Source organism: Paenibacillus amylolyticus, assembly GCF_003719335.1.
Taxonomy (GTDB): domain Bacteria; phylum Bacillota; class Bacilli; order Paenibacillales; family Paenibacillaceae; genus Paenibacillus; species Paenibacillus amylolyticus_D.
On record NZ_RIAS01000001.1, the window covers coordinates 713,572 to 730,133 of the forward strand.

Here is a 16,562-nt window from a genome sequence, read left to right on the forward strand (position 1 = left end):
ATTGTACTCAGAGTAGTTTAAGTTTTGTTTAAGTTTATCGAAATTTAGCAAAATTCCCTTTCGACAAGTCGAACATCCATCTATAATAAAATATACAAATTCACCTTGGCCGGAGGTCAATCTTGATGAAACAAAACAAGTCAGCATATAGTCCTATCCGCAAACATCCTGTCATGCTGATCAGCTTGTTTATGTTACTTTTTGCTGCGATAGTCCTATTCCATAAGTGGGGCAATAATGATGCCATTTCAACCACAATAAACACCGCTCCTCCTATCGCCAAACAAGGCACGCTGGATGGGTCCGGTCTAATCACAAGTCAAGCGGAGAGTATCGCGCTGGATGGGGAATGGGAATTTTACTGGCGGCAACTGCTCGAGCCGATACACTTTCAATCTGCTTATCCACCAGTCTCCGAACTCGTACAACTGCCAGCACCATGGACAACCTATTCGGATAGCCATGGTTCGTTTTTGCCAAGCGAGGGCTATGCAACGTATCGACTGCGCGTCCTGCTGCCGAAGGATGTCAGCGAAGCAGCACGTACACTGGCACTGTATCCCAAAAGTATCGCATCCGCTTACCGCATCTGGATCAATGGACAGCTTGTTGGCGGGAATGGCAGCGTAGGTTCCGATCGAATCTCCGAAACACCAAAGAGCTATCCTGAAATTGTTTATTTTCAACCGCGGACGGGATGGAACGAGATTATTATTCAAGTGTCGAACTTTTCTCAGCGCAACGCAGGAATATGGCAGCGTATGGAGCTGGGTACAGCCGACACCATCTCATGGGAACGTATCCTGCATGTCTCTGCACAATCTGGTATTGTTGGTATTTTCGGCGTAATGTCCCTCTATTACGCATTCGTCTTCTGGAATCGCAAACAAGAAACCTCTGCCCTGCTGTACAGTCTGCTCTGTATGTCGGTTGGTGTGCGTACTGTAGTGCTTGGGGAATCAACCGCGCTTTATTTGTTGCCTGGGTTGCCTTGGGAATGGGCAGTCAAAGCAGAATACATATCAGTAGCCATGACGGCTTTATTACTAATTTTGTTTATCAATCGAGAATACCCTGCGGAAGCTGTCCGGCATAGTTCAGTGCTGGCAGGGATCATTCTCCCGGGTTGCATGTCTCTCTTTCTGTTCACGCCGGCTCATGTGTACACGTATATGTTGACCCCTTTTACATGGGGAGTCCTGTTTCCGTCTCTGCTGTACACATTGTATATCTATCTCCGATCTGCGATAAACCGGAGTAAAGGGGCTCTTACGAGCATGATTGGCTTTCTGTTTTTTATGGCTTTTGCTCTCAATGATATGCTCTTCTACACAGTTCATCTGCCCACGGAGGATATGCTGTCCATAGGGTTACTCGTGTTCCTGCTGACTCAGGCATACAATCTCTCGTCTCGTTTTTCACGGGCATTATACGAATCAGAGCAACTATCGCTGCAGCTCAAGGAATCGAACCAACGGTTAGAGCAGATCGTTGAGGAACGAACACGGTCACTGCGAAAAACAAACGAGGAACTTCAGGAAGCCAATAAAAAAATGTCGGATTCCGAATTGTTTCGCACCCGGCTGCTGTCCAACATCTCTCACGAACTCAGTACACCGATTACTTCGATTAAAGGCTTTGCCAAAGCACTCAGGGATGGAATTATTACAACGGATGCTCCGAAATATGTGAATCGGATCTATACTCGTTCTCTCATGCTTGAACGAATGATCCATGATCTGATTGACCTGACCAAGCTCGAAACGCATCAAGTACAATTCAAGATGCAAGATGTCTACGTGATCCCATTTATGCTAGAACTGTTTCTTAAATATGAAACGGATGTTCACGCACAAGGCATTCAGTATGTTATTGATATGCCTGAAAAATCAGGCTTGCTGGAACCCAAGGATGAAGATTGGATAGTGCAGTTGGACCCGATTCGACTGGAACAGGTCGTATCCAACCTGATTTCCAATGCACTGCGCTTCACTTCCCCTGCGGGCATCATTCATGTGCAACTACGGTTGGCAGAAACTCCTGATACCGAGCAGGGCTGGTTAGCGTACATTTGTGTCAAAGATACAGGTGTGGGTATCCCGCCTAAGTGGCAGGAACGAATTTTTGACCGTTTCGAACAGGCGAGACCACCATCCGTTCAGGATGAACACAAAGGGTCAGGACTTGGCCTGTCCATCTGTAAGGAAATTATGCATTATCACCATGGAGACATTGGAGTAACCAGCGAACCGGGTCTAGGCAGCGAATTTTGCTTTCGGTTACCTGCGTGGAAAGGAAGGGTGTCACCGAATGACAAGCCGTGAAGAGACACGTCATATTCTCATCGTAGAGGATGATACGGATATTGCGGAACTGGTACAGATTTATTTACATCATCAAAATTACAGTACGTCTGTAGCACATACGTTAAAGGATGCCGCCAAGCTGTTCGAAGAGCGTACCCCCGATCTTGTCCTGTGTGATATCGTACTGCCCGATGGCCTGGGAACGGTATGGATAAAACATCTCAGGGAAAGGACAGACCTGCCTGTTGTTTTCCTGAGTAGTCGGCAGGAGACTGAAGATATTATTCAAGGATTGGAAATCGCGGATGACTATATTACCAAACCGTTTGATCCCGACATCATGGCAGCACGAGTGAAAAAGAGACTTAAGTCTGTACGGAGGTATTCTTCCAATAATCTGATTGATCCCAACGAAAAAGTATGGCGAGACGGCTGGCTGGAATTACATTTTGAGCGTTATGAAGTTTACGTTGGAGGGAAAGAGGTATCACTGCCTACCAAAGAGCTTCAGCTTTTGTTCCTGATGGCAAATCGCCCAGGATATGTTTTTAGCACCGATTACCTGTTTGAGCATATATGGGGGCTCGACAACTGGAGTGATGTTCGCACGGTCATGGTGCATATCCACCACCTGAGACGCAAAATCGAGAATCCGCTTGACTCTCATCGATATATCGTGACTGTACGCGGACTTGGCTATAAATTTCAGATACGTCAGGATCGCAGATAAGAGTGTCTTGTCAGTTGCGCTTATACGTTGCGAAGGCATTATGACCTAAAAAATAAAAGAACCTGCATCTGGTGCAGGCTCTCGTTCCTTGGTTTTATTAGAATTATGACAACGCCAGCATCGCGTTCATATCTTCTTCTGCTGTCGTGATCAGTTTCAGGCCAAACATGTCCACGAGTACATCCAGTACACCTTCCGAAATAAATTCAGGCGGTTTAGGCCCAATCCGGATATCCTGGATGCCGAGGCTGAACAATCCAAGAAGAATGGCTACCGCCTTTTGCTCAAACCATGACAGCACGATGCTTACAGGAAGCTCGTTCACCGTACAGCCAAAAGCATCGGCCAAAGCCATCGCAATTTTCACCGTTGAACCCGAGTTATTGCATTGTCCGAGGTCAATATACCGCGGAATGCCTGTGTCTCCTACGGTACCATAATCCACATCATTGAAACGGAACTTGCCGCAAGACGTGGTGAGTATAACTGTATCATTCGGCAGGGACGTAGCGAGTTCACGGTAATAGTTGCCACCCTTACCTGGTGCGTCACAGCCTGCAATGACGAAGAAGCGACGGATATGTCCGTCTTTGACGGCCTGGATAATCTCAGGTGCAAGCCCAATCACGGTCTCATGGTGATAACCTGTCGTTAATACTTGCTCGGATCTGATGTTCGCTACAGGCAGTGACAACGCTCGCTCAATAAGAGGTGAGAAATTCTCTCCTTCAATCTTCGTTACTCCTTCGAGACCAGCGACTTCATAGGAGAAGAAACGATCCGCATACGTGCCTTTGATCGGCATAACACAGTTGGTTGTTGCCAGAATCGCACCCGGGAATTCCTCAAACAGTCTGCGTTGATCGTACCAGGCTTTACCGATATTGCCTTTAAGGTGAGCATATTTCTTTAAAGCCGGATAACCGTGCGCCGGTAACATTTCGGAATGCGTGTAGATGTTAATGCCTTTGCCTTCTGTCTGACGCAGCAATTCTTCGAGAGCATACAGATTGTGACCGGTCACAACGATACAATGACCTTCAATCTGGTTTTGACTCACCGTGATCGGCTGTGGTATACCAAATCGATCGGTATGCGCACGATCTAGTACATCCATGATTCGAATGGCAGCATTTCCGACTTTCATCGCCATCTCTAAATGTTCCTGCTGATTAAAGTTTGAGTTCGTAAGCGTCATATATAAAGCTTCGTGTGTAATCCGATCCACCTCAGGATCGGTATAACCAAGCTGCCGTGCGTGTGTTGCGTAAGCCGCAATCCCTTTCAGTGCAAAGATCATCGTATCCTGCAAGCTGGCAATCGTTTCATTTTTACCACATACCCCAATTACTTTACATCCACCACTCGGCGTCTGTTCACATTGATAACAAAACATATGAATTCCCTCCAAACCAAATGAACTCTTTGTTATGAACTAGCGTAACAGAGCTGGAGGCACACAATTGTGATATTACACACAGTTTTACAAATCAACACCCATATTATCCCTTTTCGAACTTATATCAGACTATCATCCGGGGTAACTTTGTGATCCTTCGGGGAAATCGTAGTATCCGTGATCTGGATAACTTTCTAAGGAGAGGCGATGTTGAATCCTTGATTTCCTCCAACCAGCGCTTGACAGCGGTACAGATTCGAAGAATCCAGCGGACGGGGCAATTGCCTCCTGGATATCGCCTGATTTAAAGAGTAACGGATGCTCCTGCTGTAAAATGAAAACTTTCATTCCAGTGATGCTATAATCTACGCATAAGTATCACTGGAATTATGAATAATGACATAGGTAACGGACGCTGCCGAGTCCTATCGTCAAACTACATATCAAATGTTGAAAAAACAACATCCATAGGCGATTCTAGTTTTCGTCTGATCGGGTAATACACATATAAAATCACATGCCGAGGAGCTGGTCGATTGCAACATTACAGGCGCAGTGCAGAAGAAGTATTGCAGGAGGTACAAAGTTCCGAAAGAGGTCTTTCCACATCCGAAGCAACGAAGAGATTAGAATCCGTAGGATATAACGAGTTAAAAGGAAAAGATGCAACACCGATCTGGAGACTGTTCCTTGAAAATTTTAAAGATCCGATGGTCATCGTGCTGCTCATCGCAGCCGCTGTGCAAGTTGTGCTTGGACATCTGATCGAATCCCTGATCATCTTTCTCGTCATTTTGCTTAACGCTGTCATTAGCGTGGTGCAGACCAAGAAGGCGGAAAGCTCGCTGGATGCCCTGCGGCAGATGTCTGCGCCCGAAGCCAAAGTAATCCGAGATGGTCAGAAACAAACGCTTCCTGCGCGGGAACTCGTTCCCGGCGACATCGTATTGCTTGATGCCGGGGATTACGTGCCAGCAGACGGGCGCATTCTGGAATCCGGCAGCCTCAAAATCAACGAAGGCATGCTGACTGGGGAATCCGAGGCTGCAGAGAAACATGCGGATGTGGTATCAGAAGAGGCTGGAATTGGGGATCGGCGCAACATGACGTTCAGCGGCTCGCTGGTCGTATATGGTCGTGGCACGATTGTCATTACAGGTACGGCACTGAAAACCGAAATCGGGAAAATTGCCGAATTGATTGACAATGCAGAAGCCAAGGAAACACCGTTGCAGCGCAAGCTGGAATCGTTCAGCAAAAAGCTGGGCTTTTTCATCCTCGGCCTATCGATTCTAATTTTCGCCATTGAAGCGGGTCGGGTGTGGCTGACGGAGGGTACCGAAAATATCGGCCCATCGCTTATCAATGCGTTGATGTTTGCTGTAGCCGTTGCTGTAGCTGCCATCCCTGAAGCGCTCTCCTCTATCGTTACCATCGTACTGTCTCTCGGTACCAGCAAGATGGCCAAGCAACATGCGATTATTCGCAGATTGCCCGCGGTGGAAGCGTTGGGGTCGGCAAGCATTATTTGCACGGATAAAACCGGCACACTCACTCAGAATAAAATGACCGTTGTGGATTATTACATTCCTCATGGTACAAAAGACGAGTTTCCCGATGACCCTGCCGAATGGTCGGAAGAAGAACGTCGTTTGTTACATATTGCCGTACTCTGCAATGATTCGAACATCAATCAGGAGGGCAAGGAACTTGGTGATCCCACCGAAGTTGCACTCATTGCGTTCAGCAATAGCGTAAACAAGGATTACAACGAAATCCGTGATCAGTTCCCACGGGAAGCCGAACTTCCGTTTGACTCGGATCGCAAGCTGATGAGCACGGTGCATACCTTTGAGGGGCAGACTGCTTTGTTAACCAAAGGCGGCCCGGATGTATTATTCAGCCGATGCAGTCATGTATTTATTCACGGTGAGGCACAACCGCTGACCCCTGAAATTCGTGCTCAATTCGAAGAAAAAAATGAAGCCTTCTCCAAACGCGCTTTCCGGGTGCTAGCCTACGCTTACAAACGTTTTGATGACAAACAAGAGGTCACGCCTGATGACGAATCCGATCTTACATTAGTCGGTCTGACCGCGATGATTGATCCACCGCGTGAAGCGGTTTATGGCTCCATTGAAGAGTCGAAAAAAGCAGGCATTCGCACCATCATGATTACGGGTGACCACAAAACAACAGCTCAGGCCATAGGCATCGACATTGGGCTGGCAAATAAAGATGATCTCGCGATCACCGGTGCCGAGCTGGATAAGATGTCAGATGAAGAGCTGGATGGGCAGCTGGAGCACATCTCTGTGTATGCACGGGTATCCCCAGAAAACAAAATTCGGATCGTGCGTGCGTGGCAGCGTAAAGGTAAAATTGCAGCCATGACCGGAGATGGCGTCAACGACGCACCTGCACTGAAACAAGCCGATATTGGCGTAGCGATGGGCAGCGGAACGGACGTCGCCAAAGATGCGGCGGCGATGATTCTGACTGATGATAATTTTGTATCCATCGTAAATGCGGTCAGTGTTGGACGGATGGTGTTTGATAATATTAAAAAGGCCATCGCCTATCTATTCGCCGGTAATCTCGGCGCCATTATCGCCATCCTCTTCGCACTGGTTGTCGGCTGGGTCAATCCATTCACAGCGCTCCAGTTGCTGTTTATCAACCTGGTTAACGACTCCTTGCCAGCCATTGCGCTCGGCACGGAAAAAGCCGAACCGGATGTGATGCGGCGCAAGCCGCGTGACATTAACGAAGGTATTTTTGCAGGCGGAACGCTGCAGGCTGTCATTACCCGCGGGTTGCTCATCGGCGTTGCCGTGATTTTGTCGCAGTATATCGGACTTGGTATCTCGGAAGAGATGAGTGTCGCGATGGCGTTTACTACACTTATTCTGGCGCGCAGTCTCCAAACCTTTGCTGCACGTTCCAACACCCAGACCATCTTCCAGGTGGGCTTCCTGACCAACAAGTTGGTGCTTGGTTCGATTGTGGTCTGCCTCTGCCTCTACGGCATAACACTGATTCCGGGTGTTCGCAGCATCTTTGCCATTCCTGACACTTTCGGCTGGGATGAGCTCCTGATCGCAGGTGGGCTTGCGCTCGGCGCGGTTATCCTGATGGATGTCATCAAATGGATTCGCAATCGCGGCAAACAAACCGCGACGGCTTAGTTGATACAAGATGTACCGATGGACATCTCCATGTGCACTATAGATTGAATAAACAAACAGCGCCCCTTTTTGGAAGGGCGCCTGTTTGTTTATCGGGTTTATTTTTCACACCATAGATAGATAGATTGATTTGCGATTCTTGCTTATTGCTTCTATTCCTGCACCTTGCTCCTCATTTTACTGCTTGATGCCAAAGGCAATCCATCGTCCATCGATATCTTCGATCACAAATTCTTTGTTATTATAATCAGAGTGATGGAAAGAACGAACAATCGTTACACCCGCATCGATCAACTCTTGTTCAAGCTCTTCCTGCTGTTTCGTAATGAAATAGGCATCATATCCGTAGCCGTATAACTCTCTGTTGGGGATCACTTTCTGTCCATTGCTTTGGGTTAAAATAATCTCGGTAGAATCACGGTACAGACACACATGCGGCTCTGCGACGTCCAAGTATTCAACGACACGAAATTTTAACTTTTCTTCATAAAATGCAGCCGTTCTCCTCATATCAAGGGTTGGGAACACACTGTGGGACTCTAATAATTTTGGCTTCATAATAACTAATCTCCTTCATCCTCATCGTTCTTAAACCTGTTCACGCCTGAATATGTAATCACTCGAATAACTATGACACTATTGCCATATTAACATTAGGGGAGTAAAATAGAATATTGTTTTGTCTCCATCCTACGTAATGCTAATGCCAAGGTCTGTTCATATCATACGATAACTCTATACAAGACAGGAATGGTTATGTGAAAGAAAAAATTGTAATGCCACTCTGGACGTGTTGCCTCTTCATCGTGGTAATGAACACGACCATGTTTAATGTTTCGTTGCCTGTCATTATCCGTGATCTTCAGATTACTTCTGACCTGGGCTCCTGGGTTATCTCCAGTTATTCCATCGGATATGCCCTGTCAACCGTAATCTACAGCCGCTTGTCTGACCGGATTCCGGTACGCAAGCTGGTCACGGTTGGGTTGCTGATTCTCGGTTGCTCGTCCGTGCTTGGTCTGTTCGCACACAACTTTGCTTTGTTGCTCACAACGCGCATTCTACAATCCGCTGGGGCTGGGGTTATGGCTGGCCTCGGTCTAGTCATAGCAAGCCGTTACATTCCGGTTGAACGACGCGGAGCAGCCCTGGCACTCATCTCATCAGGCAGCGCAATGGCTTTCGGTCTTGGCCCCATTGTTGGCGGACTGATCAGTGAGTACATGGGCTGGAACGGATTGTTTGCGATTACGGTGCTTGTGCTGCTGGCCTTGCCGGTATTGCTCTATTTTTTACCACGGGAGACCGTGAACAAAGAACAGCCTTTTGACCTTACAGGCGCACTGCTCACCATCATTAATGCAACCACCCTGCTGGTAGCCATTACACAGCGGTCATGGATATGGCTTGGCATCGGCATAGCCTCTCTGTTTGCTCATATTCTGTATATTCGCAGAGCAAGGTTGCCTTTTGTGAACCCACAGGTATTTCGAACACCAGACTTCACCAGGCTTATTATCATTGGTTTCTGCGTACTCGTGGTTAATCTCGGAAATCTGTTCCTTATGCCGTTAGTGCTTGCGGATCTGTATCATCGTTCTGCCCTTGCCATCGGCTTGCTCATTGCCCCAGGAGCGATCATCTCGGCATTTTGTACCCGTTATGTCGGGCGCTGGATAGATCGGTATGGCAATATGCGGTTTATGCTGATTGGGCAGTGTATGCTGGCGGCAGTTCTGGTATTATTTATGCTTGGACTTGACCAGTCCGCCCTGATCATTACAGGCGGTTATGTGTTCTTCTCGCCAGCACTGTCAGCCTCCATGGCCTCCCTGAATAACGAAGCCTCACGTGTACTGCCGAGAAACCAGATTGGTTCTGGCATGGGCTTACTGCAACTGATCCAGTTCTTTGGCGGTTCGGTGTCTGTAGCCGTGTGCGGTTTGCTTCTGCACGCCATACCCGGCGTAACGGTACAAGAAGCTTATCACGTGGTCTATGGCTGCCTGCTGGTCGTATGTCTCATTTCGCTTGGACTGACGCTATGGCATAGTAAAGCTTCTTCACTTTCTAATCGTGATTTAACCTCTGTACCATCGGGTCGCTAATGAAGCGTGCTCCTATCGTCGAAGTGTCTGGCTAAAACTTATAAATTGAACTCATGTAAAAAAAGGCTCGCATCGTTTGCGAGCCTTTTTGCTGAATTTTTGTTATCTCTAACAAAAAACTATGCTTGCGATGGCCGCACTCGGAGAAGGGCCGCAAAGGACTGGAAATGGGCAGCAAGCGGCTCCACATTTTCCTCCATCAACTGCTGTGCCTCTTCCATCGTCTCAGCTTCACTCTCCGCATCTTCGCGCACCATCGCCAGTTCATGTTCCATCACCAGTACAGAAGGCGTCTCTTCGCTCCCACGATAATCGAGCAAATAGTTGTTACCACTACTGATACTCCACGCAATCGGAATAATCCGCTGCGGATCAGGATTGACTTCATCCACCAATGTCGTATTATTCGCAATAAACTGATCATCCAATGCATGAAAACGTATCTCCCAATCTTCCGTCTCTGTACCCTGGATCAGATCAAAAGAAGCATCGCCGTGCAACTGAATAAAGTCCAGATAGTCCTGTGGAAAAACAATACCATAATGAGACTGAATACGCGTCACACTTGCACGATCATTCTGGTCACTCATTCCTGTTCGTCCTCTCTAAGCTTGATCAATTTTAAATGAACTCACCCAGCCAACTTCAACTCACCTGCGCTGCCAGTACCTTTCACTTCGCTTCGAGTGCTGCTTTCCAGGCTTCAGCAATATGAACTGGCGCTCTACTGCTTTTCTTTCCGCTACCTTCCTTCGTCCAGAGCGGAGGAAAATAAGCAAACACTTGGCCTTTTCCCAGTTGCACCATATCTTCCTGCCAGCCTTTCCAGCGAAACGTTTCGTAAAATAATTGCAGATCACCCTCAGCCAGCCAGGTCATAAACTCGGAGAACGAGAGCTCTGTCGATTCCCACTCCAAGGCATCCGGTGCAAAATAATAAATCTGTCCTGTCCCGCCATACTTGCCGGTATCCAGTGCAAAAAAACCACCAGCCACATCATAGGCCACGACCATCATGCCCGGCAATGCCTCTACAGCAAGTTCAGCACTCAAGCCATTCCAGCTGGTCAAACTGCCATATACACTCTCACCGCCTGCGCCCAGCAGCGTAATCCATCCACGATCCACCACCATGCCCTCTGTCTCATAGGCGACAGCCCCCAGGTAAGAACGAGTGCTCACTTGGAGCTGGTGCAGCGTATTCTTGCCCATCTCCGGCTTTGCCGGAACATAGGTATATGTATTTCCACCCTGATCCATAAGCGCTTTAAGCTCCGGCCAGGCATGATTTTCCTGATCGATTAATTCATCAGCAGACCGATTATTCATCATTCGACGACTCCTCTCCAATTCATGACTTTTCCAAGCATATCATGGCTTATTCTACCATTCAAATCTGATATAATTAGCTTTTACATTGTAATTAAAGGAGATTATCGCCTGCGAACAGGCTCTCCGGCCACTCCTACGGCTATCTGGCTCCGAGATAGACATTGTCTCCCTTTTTTAACCACCGTCTATACGCCGTGAACTTTCCTCTCCCCTTCCAGAACAAAGATGAATAGCAATAATAAATAAACGGATCGACTAAGCAAAGATTCTCTGCCTGCTGATCCGTTTTTATGATGCTTAACCCTTTTTAACTCTGGATCAAACCAGCGGCATGGGTTACCCGATTTCGCCCGCCCGTCTTGGATGCATAGAGCGCATCGTCTGCTTTTTGAAACACAGACAGCTCCGTATCCGCTACCGAGATCGTCGCCGCGCCAATGCTCACCGTAACGTGATATTCCTCCCAATCCGCCGAAGCGACTTGTGACCGGTATCGTTCTGCGATACGGATGGCTTGTTCCTCTCCGCAATTCGCCAGAATGATCACAAACTCCTCACCACCGTAACGTGCCACCACATCAACCTCACGGGAGATGGATAACAACAGCGTAGCCAAATTACCCAGTACCAGATCACCGATGGGATGTCCGTAGGTATCGTTAATGCTTTTGAAGTGGTCAATGTCCATCACAAGCAGGGAAAATTCACGCTGTTCCTCATGATAGAGCGATAGAAAATGAGCCATTTTTTCTTGGAAAAACCTTCGGTTCTTGAGACCTGTCAACAGGTCCGTAGACGCCATCAACTCCAATTGTTCATTGACTTTAATCAGCGCCTGCTCTTTGATTTTGTATTCTTCATGCAGACGCTCCAGCTCTTTGTTCGCCTCTTGTGTTGCCTGATATAACTCCTGCAGCTTGGTCTTGGTATTTAAAATGTCCTTTTCATGTTCAATCCTTTTCCGCATAATGACGACTACGCAGTCCACTACACGTTGCCCGTCCCGCATCTGACGCACCCCGTTGAGCAACACCGGGACGTCCTCCTGGTCACGATTGCGAAACGAAAAATACATCTCGTCCACATGACCATACAGCTGAATATACGGATAGAAATACGTATGAAAAAACACTTTATTGGTGACCGACATCACGGATTCAATATGTTTGCCCATCAATTCATCCCGTTCACGCCCAATCATGTCCAGTAACGTTTGATTTACCGACATAATGACGCCCGAATCCGATATTGAAAAATATCCACAAGGTGCCGTATCTAATTGAATGTCCATAAAAAACAGCCTTTCCTCTGTACGTTATGCACTAGCCAGATAATCTTTAATTAATCGAATCGTCTCGCCAGGTTCACTTAGATGAGGGTAATGCCCTTTGGCGTTCATCTGAGTGAGCCTGCTGTTTTTCAGATGGGAATGTAAATAATCCCCCACTTCCACAGGAGCGATACTATCATCTGAACACTGCAGAATCAAGGTAGGCACAGACACCAAATCCAGTTCGATCCGGCAATCGGACAGGAAAGTCACTTCGGCAAATTGCCGAGCGATGTGCGGATCACGGGAGCAAAAGCTCTTTTCCAGCTCCTCCGTTAGTTCCTTTCGTTCCGGGTTCTGCATCACGATAGGAGCCAGATAACTTGCCCAGCCGATAAAGTTCAATTGCATCATTTCCAGCAGTTCATCAATATCCCGTCGCTCAAATCCACCATAATAATGGGGCAGATCGTTCAAATAACGCGGAGAAGGCCCAAGCATGACGATATTTTTGAATAGATGCGGTGCCTTAATGGAGGCTAGCATGCCAATCATACTGCTGACCGAATGACCAACAAAGATCACATCCCGAAGTTCAAGTACTTCCATAATTTCCAGCACGTCCTGAGCATATCCATGGAGATCATTATATTTAAGCGCATCATAATAGTTAATTTGGGACTGTCCGGAACCTACATAATCAAAGATAACAATACGGTACTGTTCAAAAAAAGCAGGCACGATATGTCGCCACATATCCTGATCACACCCAAAGCCATGCGCAAACATGATCGTCTGGTTGCCCGTTCCCATAACATTTACATTGTTGCGTACAAGAATATCAACACTCATCTGACTCACCTCTCAGAGAGATTATAATTTTAATTTATCAGAATATTATATCGGAAAATGTTGGGATTAGGGTAAAAAATATTAATATTTTTACTCTATGTGACATGAAATAGTTGTCTCCAATTGAAAAAACACCTTTACAATCTGACCGTCGTCAGATAAAATCAATCATCATATCGCGAGATATTAGAACATATTTTGGAGGAATATCATGAACACCCTGACATCAGACATATCACCACAGAAACTGTGGGGAAAATCATTTATCTTTATCATGCTGGCCAATGCACTTTTGTTTATGGCCTTTGAAATGTTGCTTCCCACCTTACCTTTATTCGTTTCCAGCTTGGGAGGAAATGCTTCACAGATCGGGCTTGTAACCGGCATTTTTATGTTTTCAGCCATATTAATTCGACCTTTCACTTCCGTTTTGGCAACAAAGATGAACAAAAAGTTCCTCTTGATTATTGGCATCGCCATCTGTGCATTAGCTACTGGCGCATACTACCTCTCGTCAGGTATAGGGATAATTCTTGTACTACGTGTAATCCACGGATTCGGTTTTGGTCTGGCAACGACTTATTTTGCAACGATTGCTACGGAAAACATTCCGAAAAGCCGGCGTGGAGAAGGCATGGGGTATTTCGGAGTTGGAGAAACCGTCGCTATATCCGTTGGTCCATTAATTGGAACAAGCCTGCTCCTTCAATACAACTACCAGAGCCTGTTCTTGGGCGGAATGTGCATCTTATTATTGGCACTTCTGATGACCGTTTTTGTATCCAGAAACTCTCAGACAGAGTCTGAGGACAATCCTTCCGGTCATCTTGCAGCTTCCGTAAAACTTATTGAGAAAAAGGTATTATTTCCTTCATTGCTCATCCTGATGGTTGGCGTTGCAGCCGGTTCGATCATGTCTTTTGTCGCTTTGTTTGCTGCGGAGAAGGGTTTCAGCAATATTGCCTGGTTTTTCTTTATTGTGGCGATTGCCAGCTTTGTCGTCAGACTATTCTCAGGAACTATGTTTGATCGCCTGGGTCCAGGGTCTGTACTGCTTCCTTCGGCGGTTTTCGCGATCGCAGGGCTCCTCGTTCTGATCCTCTCACATAACCAGATCCATTTTCTGATTGCTGGCGCACTGTACGGTTTTGGGTTTGGTGCCATTTTCCCCGCCATCCAAACATGGTGTGTCAATCTCGTGGAAGAACATGAGCATGAGAATGCGATGGCTTCGTTCTTTAATTTTTTTGATCTCGGAATCGGCGGCGGCTCTTTGGTTCTGGGTCTGGTGGCATCTGCATTCTCCTACACGGTAGTGTATACTATCTCTATCGCTGTTTTAGTGATATACATCTTGTTATATTCGGTATACGCTCTGAAGCAGAAGCAGTACGAAGATCGATCACTGGGGGTACACATTGAGTAAAAAACGAATTAAAGAGATTGCGATTCAGCATTTTAATCGTTTCGGTTACGAAGGGACAAAGATGGCACAGATTGCCGAAGAAGCCGGTATCCGTAAACAATCACTGGCTTATCATTATTCCTCCAAAAAGGACTTGCTGCTGGAAGTATACGAGGAAGTTGTACAAGAGGAGCAACAGTTTGTACAAGATTTCTTGGGGATTTCCACTGCAGGAGATACGCTGGAGCAGAGATTATATGCCTTTTTGCTGGAACATAAAAATCGCTTCCTTACGAAGCCCAATGTAGCCTTTATGTACATTCTGTCCTTTATGGCGCCGCTGGAAGTGAATGATTTTGTTTTGGCTCAATACCGGACATATCTCGGCACCTTAAAAAAAGAAGTAACCGCTTTGTTCGCAAGTCATGTGGGGATTCGTCTGAGCCCGGAAGAAGCAACACTAGCTTTTGTCACTCTGATGGACGGTCTTGATATACAGCTCGTGTACGAGACAAGGCAATCGTACGAGCAAGCGATGGCAATTACCTGGAATGTGTTCTGGTCTGGCATCCAAAGCTAAAGCAGCCCCTTCGTAACTATTACATGAGTCATAACAAACTGATTAGGAGGAAGGCATATCATGCAATCACTGAATGCAGCCTTAACCCGTTTTGTGGAACAACAAGACTTATATAATGAAGCCTACGGACTTTTTCAAAATCACGACCTTCGGCCTCGGGTGCTTCCGGTTCAGCCGGAAGTGGACAAACGTATTACCCTTTCGCCGGAACTTCAATACTTCTATAGTCACTACGAGATGGTAGACGCTCAGGCCGAAGGAACACTGAAAATGAAAAGTGCAGCTGTCGAAATCGGCGATGCCGCTCTGCTTTTTTTCGTTGCTCCCGAGCATCTGCATCGTCAGCAGCTGGGGTTTCGCTGGGTCGGTATGCAGGAACCTTACAAAGAATCCGATTCTTGGTCACCCAATCATGTTGTCATTGCCAATGTGAATGATGATCCCATTATCGTTGACGCAGAAGCTCCCGATTCTCCTGTCTATGCTGCATTTGAGGGTGGGGAACCGAAACGAGTTGCAGATTCCCTAGCAGACTTTTTCAATGCTCTTGCCATTTTGATTGAAAACGCACGTTCATTTTCAGGAGAAGTGAAGGATGAAGAAACCTATGAAACCAAACCCGAATACCTTGTCCAGGTGCAGCCAAAATTAAGGGAGTTGCTCGGAGAAGCACACACAAAACATCTTATCGAGTATCTATCTTTATGAAGTATATGAGAATAAGAAGGAGCGACACCCAGCCCGGGCTGAGTGTCTTCACCGAGTCCAATAGTATGTCAGTAGCGCTTTTCATTTTTAAAACCTTTCAAGTGGTTAGGAGGATATATCCATGATCTACGTCGCTTTGTTGCGGGGCATTAATGTGGGTGGCAATAACAAAATCGGCATGAAACAGCTTAAGGAAACCTTTGAGCAAGCAGGGATGCACAAGGTGGTGACGTACATCAATTCTGGCAATATCATCTTTGCCGACGATCAGGCACGAAGCGATGCCCATGCCGAAATATCTGCCATTTTGGAACAGGCCATTGCTGCGGATTTTGGCTTACAGATTAAAGTGCTCGTACGGGACATGGATGAGATAGCAGCTGTCATGCAGGCACTGCCTTCCCATTGGACAAATGATGATCAGGCCAAAAGTGATGTTTTCTTTTTGTGGGAGGAAATTAACGATGTCGATATTCTGGAGAAGCTGCCCCTGAAACCAGGTATAGGCGAGCTTATTTATGTACCTGGTGCACTTCTGTATTCGGTTAGTCGAGAGGAAGCAACGAAAAGCGGTATGAATAAACTCGCAAGCTCGAAGGTTTATTCGTACATGACTGTTAGAAACGTCAATACGACACGTAAAATTTATGCACTTATGCAAGCCGCTGCTGAAAAATAAAACCA

General features: G+C 46.7%; 14 protein-coding genes. 8 read left to right on the plus strand and 6 right to left on the minus strand.

Annotation, left to right across the window (positions count from 1 at the left end):
- Positions 1-125 precede the first annotated feature (125 nt).
- Both EC604_RS03145 and EC604_RS03150 read left to right on the plus strand, forming a co-directional pair.
- A complete protein-coding gene (locus EC604_RS03145) occupies positions 126-2,324 on the plus strand; it encodes a sensor histidine kinase (RefSeq protein ID WP_240036622.1) in 2,199 nt (732 codons plus the stop codon).
- Positions 2,311-3,036, plus strand: a complete 726-nt coding sequence (locus tag EC604_RS03150) for a response regulator transcription factor (RefSeq protein ID WP_123062691.1) — start codon at positions 2,311-2,313, stop codon at positions 3,034-3,036. The genes EC604_RS03145 and EC604_RS03150 overlap by 14 nt, the downstream gene beginning before the upstream one ends.
- 103 nt (positions 3,037-3,139) lie before the next feature.
- Here EC604_RS03150 and hcp read toward each other — a convergent pair whose 3' ends face one another.
- Positions 3,140-4,432 (minus strand): hydroxylamine reductase, encoded by a 1,293-nt coding sequence (gene hcp, locus EC604_RS03155; RefSeq protein ID WP_123062692.1) that lies wholly within the window; start codon positions 4,430-4,432, stop codon positions 3,140-3,142.
- A gap of 539 nt (positions 4,433-4,971) precedes the next feature.
- Here hcp and EC604_RS03160 point away from each other — a divergent pair.
- Positions 4,972-7,623, plus strand: coding sequence for a cation-translocating P-type ATPase (locus EC604_RS03160; protein ID WP_123062693.1), 2,652 nt, complete (start codon positions 4,972-4,974; stop codon positions 7,621-7,623).
- Between the two features lie 177 nt (positions 7,624-7,800).
- Here the strand turns inward: EC604_RS03160 and EC604_RS03165 are convergent, their stop codons facing one another.
- Complete coding sequence (locus EC604_RS03165) at positions 7,801-8,181, minus strand: VOC family protein (RefSeq protein ID WP_123062694.1); 381 nt, start codon at positions 8,179-8,181, stop codon at positions 7,801-7,803.
- Positions 8,182-8,399: 218 nt separating this feature from the next.
- Between EC604_RS03165 and EC604_RS03170 the strand changes: the two genes are divergently transcribed.
- Positions 8,400-9,731 (plus strand): MFS transporter, encoded by a 1,332-nt coding sequence (locus tag EC604_RS03170; RefSeq protein ID WP_275670022.1) that lies wholly within the window; start codon positions 8,400-8,402, stop codon positions 9,729-9,731.
- Positions 9,732-9,850: 119 nt separating this feature from the next.
- Here the strand turns inward: EC604_RS03170 and EC604_RS03175 are convergent, their stop codons facing one another.
- The 4 genes from EC604_RS03175 to EC604_RS03190 all read right to left on the minus strand — a co-directional run bounded on the left by EC604_RS03175 (position 9,851) and on the right by EC604_RS03190 (position 13,185).
- A complete protein-coding gene (locus EC604_RS03175; protein ID WP_123062696.1) occupies positions 9,851-10,321 on the minus strand; it encodes an SMI1/KNR4 family protein in 471 nt (156 codons plus the stop codon).
- 82 nt (positions 10,322-10,403) lie between these two features.
- Positions 10,404-11,060 carry a DUF2625 family protein gene (locus EC604_RS03180; RefSeq protein WP_123062880.1) on the minus strand — a complete coding sequence of 219 codons (657 nt, stop codon included), beginning with the start codon at positions 11,058-11,060 and terminating at the stop codon, positions 10,404-10,406.
- Positions 11,061-11,370: 310 nt separating this feature from the next.
- Positions 11,371-12,354: a sensor domain-containing diguanylate cyclase gene (locus tag EC604_RS03185; RefSeq protein ID WP_123062697.1), complete on the minus strand. Its 984-nt coding sequence runs from the start codon at positions 12,352-12,354 to the stop codon at positions 11,371-11,373.
- A gap of 24 nt (positions 12,355-12,378) precedes the next feature.
- Positions 12,379-13,185: an alpha/beta fold hydrolase gene (locus EC604_RS03190; RefSeq protein ID WP_123062698.1), complete on the minus strand. Its 807-nt coding sequence runs from the start codon at positions 13,183-13,185 to the stop codon at positions 12,379-12,381.
- A 211-nt stretch (positions 13,186-13,396) separates the two neighbouring features.
- Here EC604_RS03190 and EC604_RS03195 point away from each other — a divergent pair, with 211 nt between their 5' ends.
- The 4 genes from EC604_RS03195 to EC604_RS03210 all read left to right on the plus strand — a co-directional run bounded on the left by EC604_RS03195 (position 13,397) and on the right by EC604_RS03210 (position 16,557).
- Positions 13,397-14,611, plus strand: coding sequence for an MFS transporter (locus EC604_RS03195; RefSeq protein ID WP_123062699.1), 1,215 nt, complete (start codon positions 13,397-13,399; stop codon positions 14,609-14,611).
- A complete protein-coding gene (locus EC604_RS03200) occupies positions 14,604-15,170 on the plus strand; it encodes a TetR/AcrR family transcriptional regulator (protein WP_123062700.1) in 567 nt (188 codons plus the stop codon). The genes EC604_RS03195 and EC604_RS03200 overlap by 8 nt, the downstream gene beginning before the upstream one ends.
- A 60-nt stretch (positions 15,171-15,230) precedes the next feature.
- On the plus strand, positions 15,231-15,878 hold the full coding sequence (locus tag EC604_RS03205; RefSeq protein WP_123062701.1) for a hypothetical protein: 648 nt from the start codon (positions 15,231-15,233) through the stop codon (positions 15,876-15,878).
- Between the two features lie 121 nt (positions 15,879-15,999).
- On the plus strand, positions 16,000-16,557 hold the full coding sequence (locus EC604_RS03210; protein WP_123062702.1) for a DUF1697 domain-containing protein: 558 nt from the start codon (positions 16,000-16,002) through the stop codon (positions 16,555-16,557).
- The last annotated feature ends 5 nt before the right edge of the window (positions 16,558-16,562 follow it).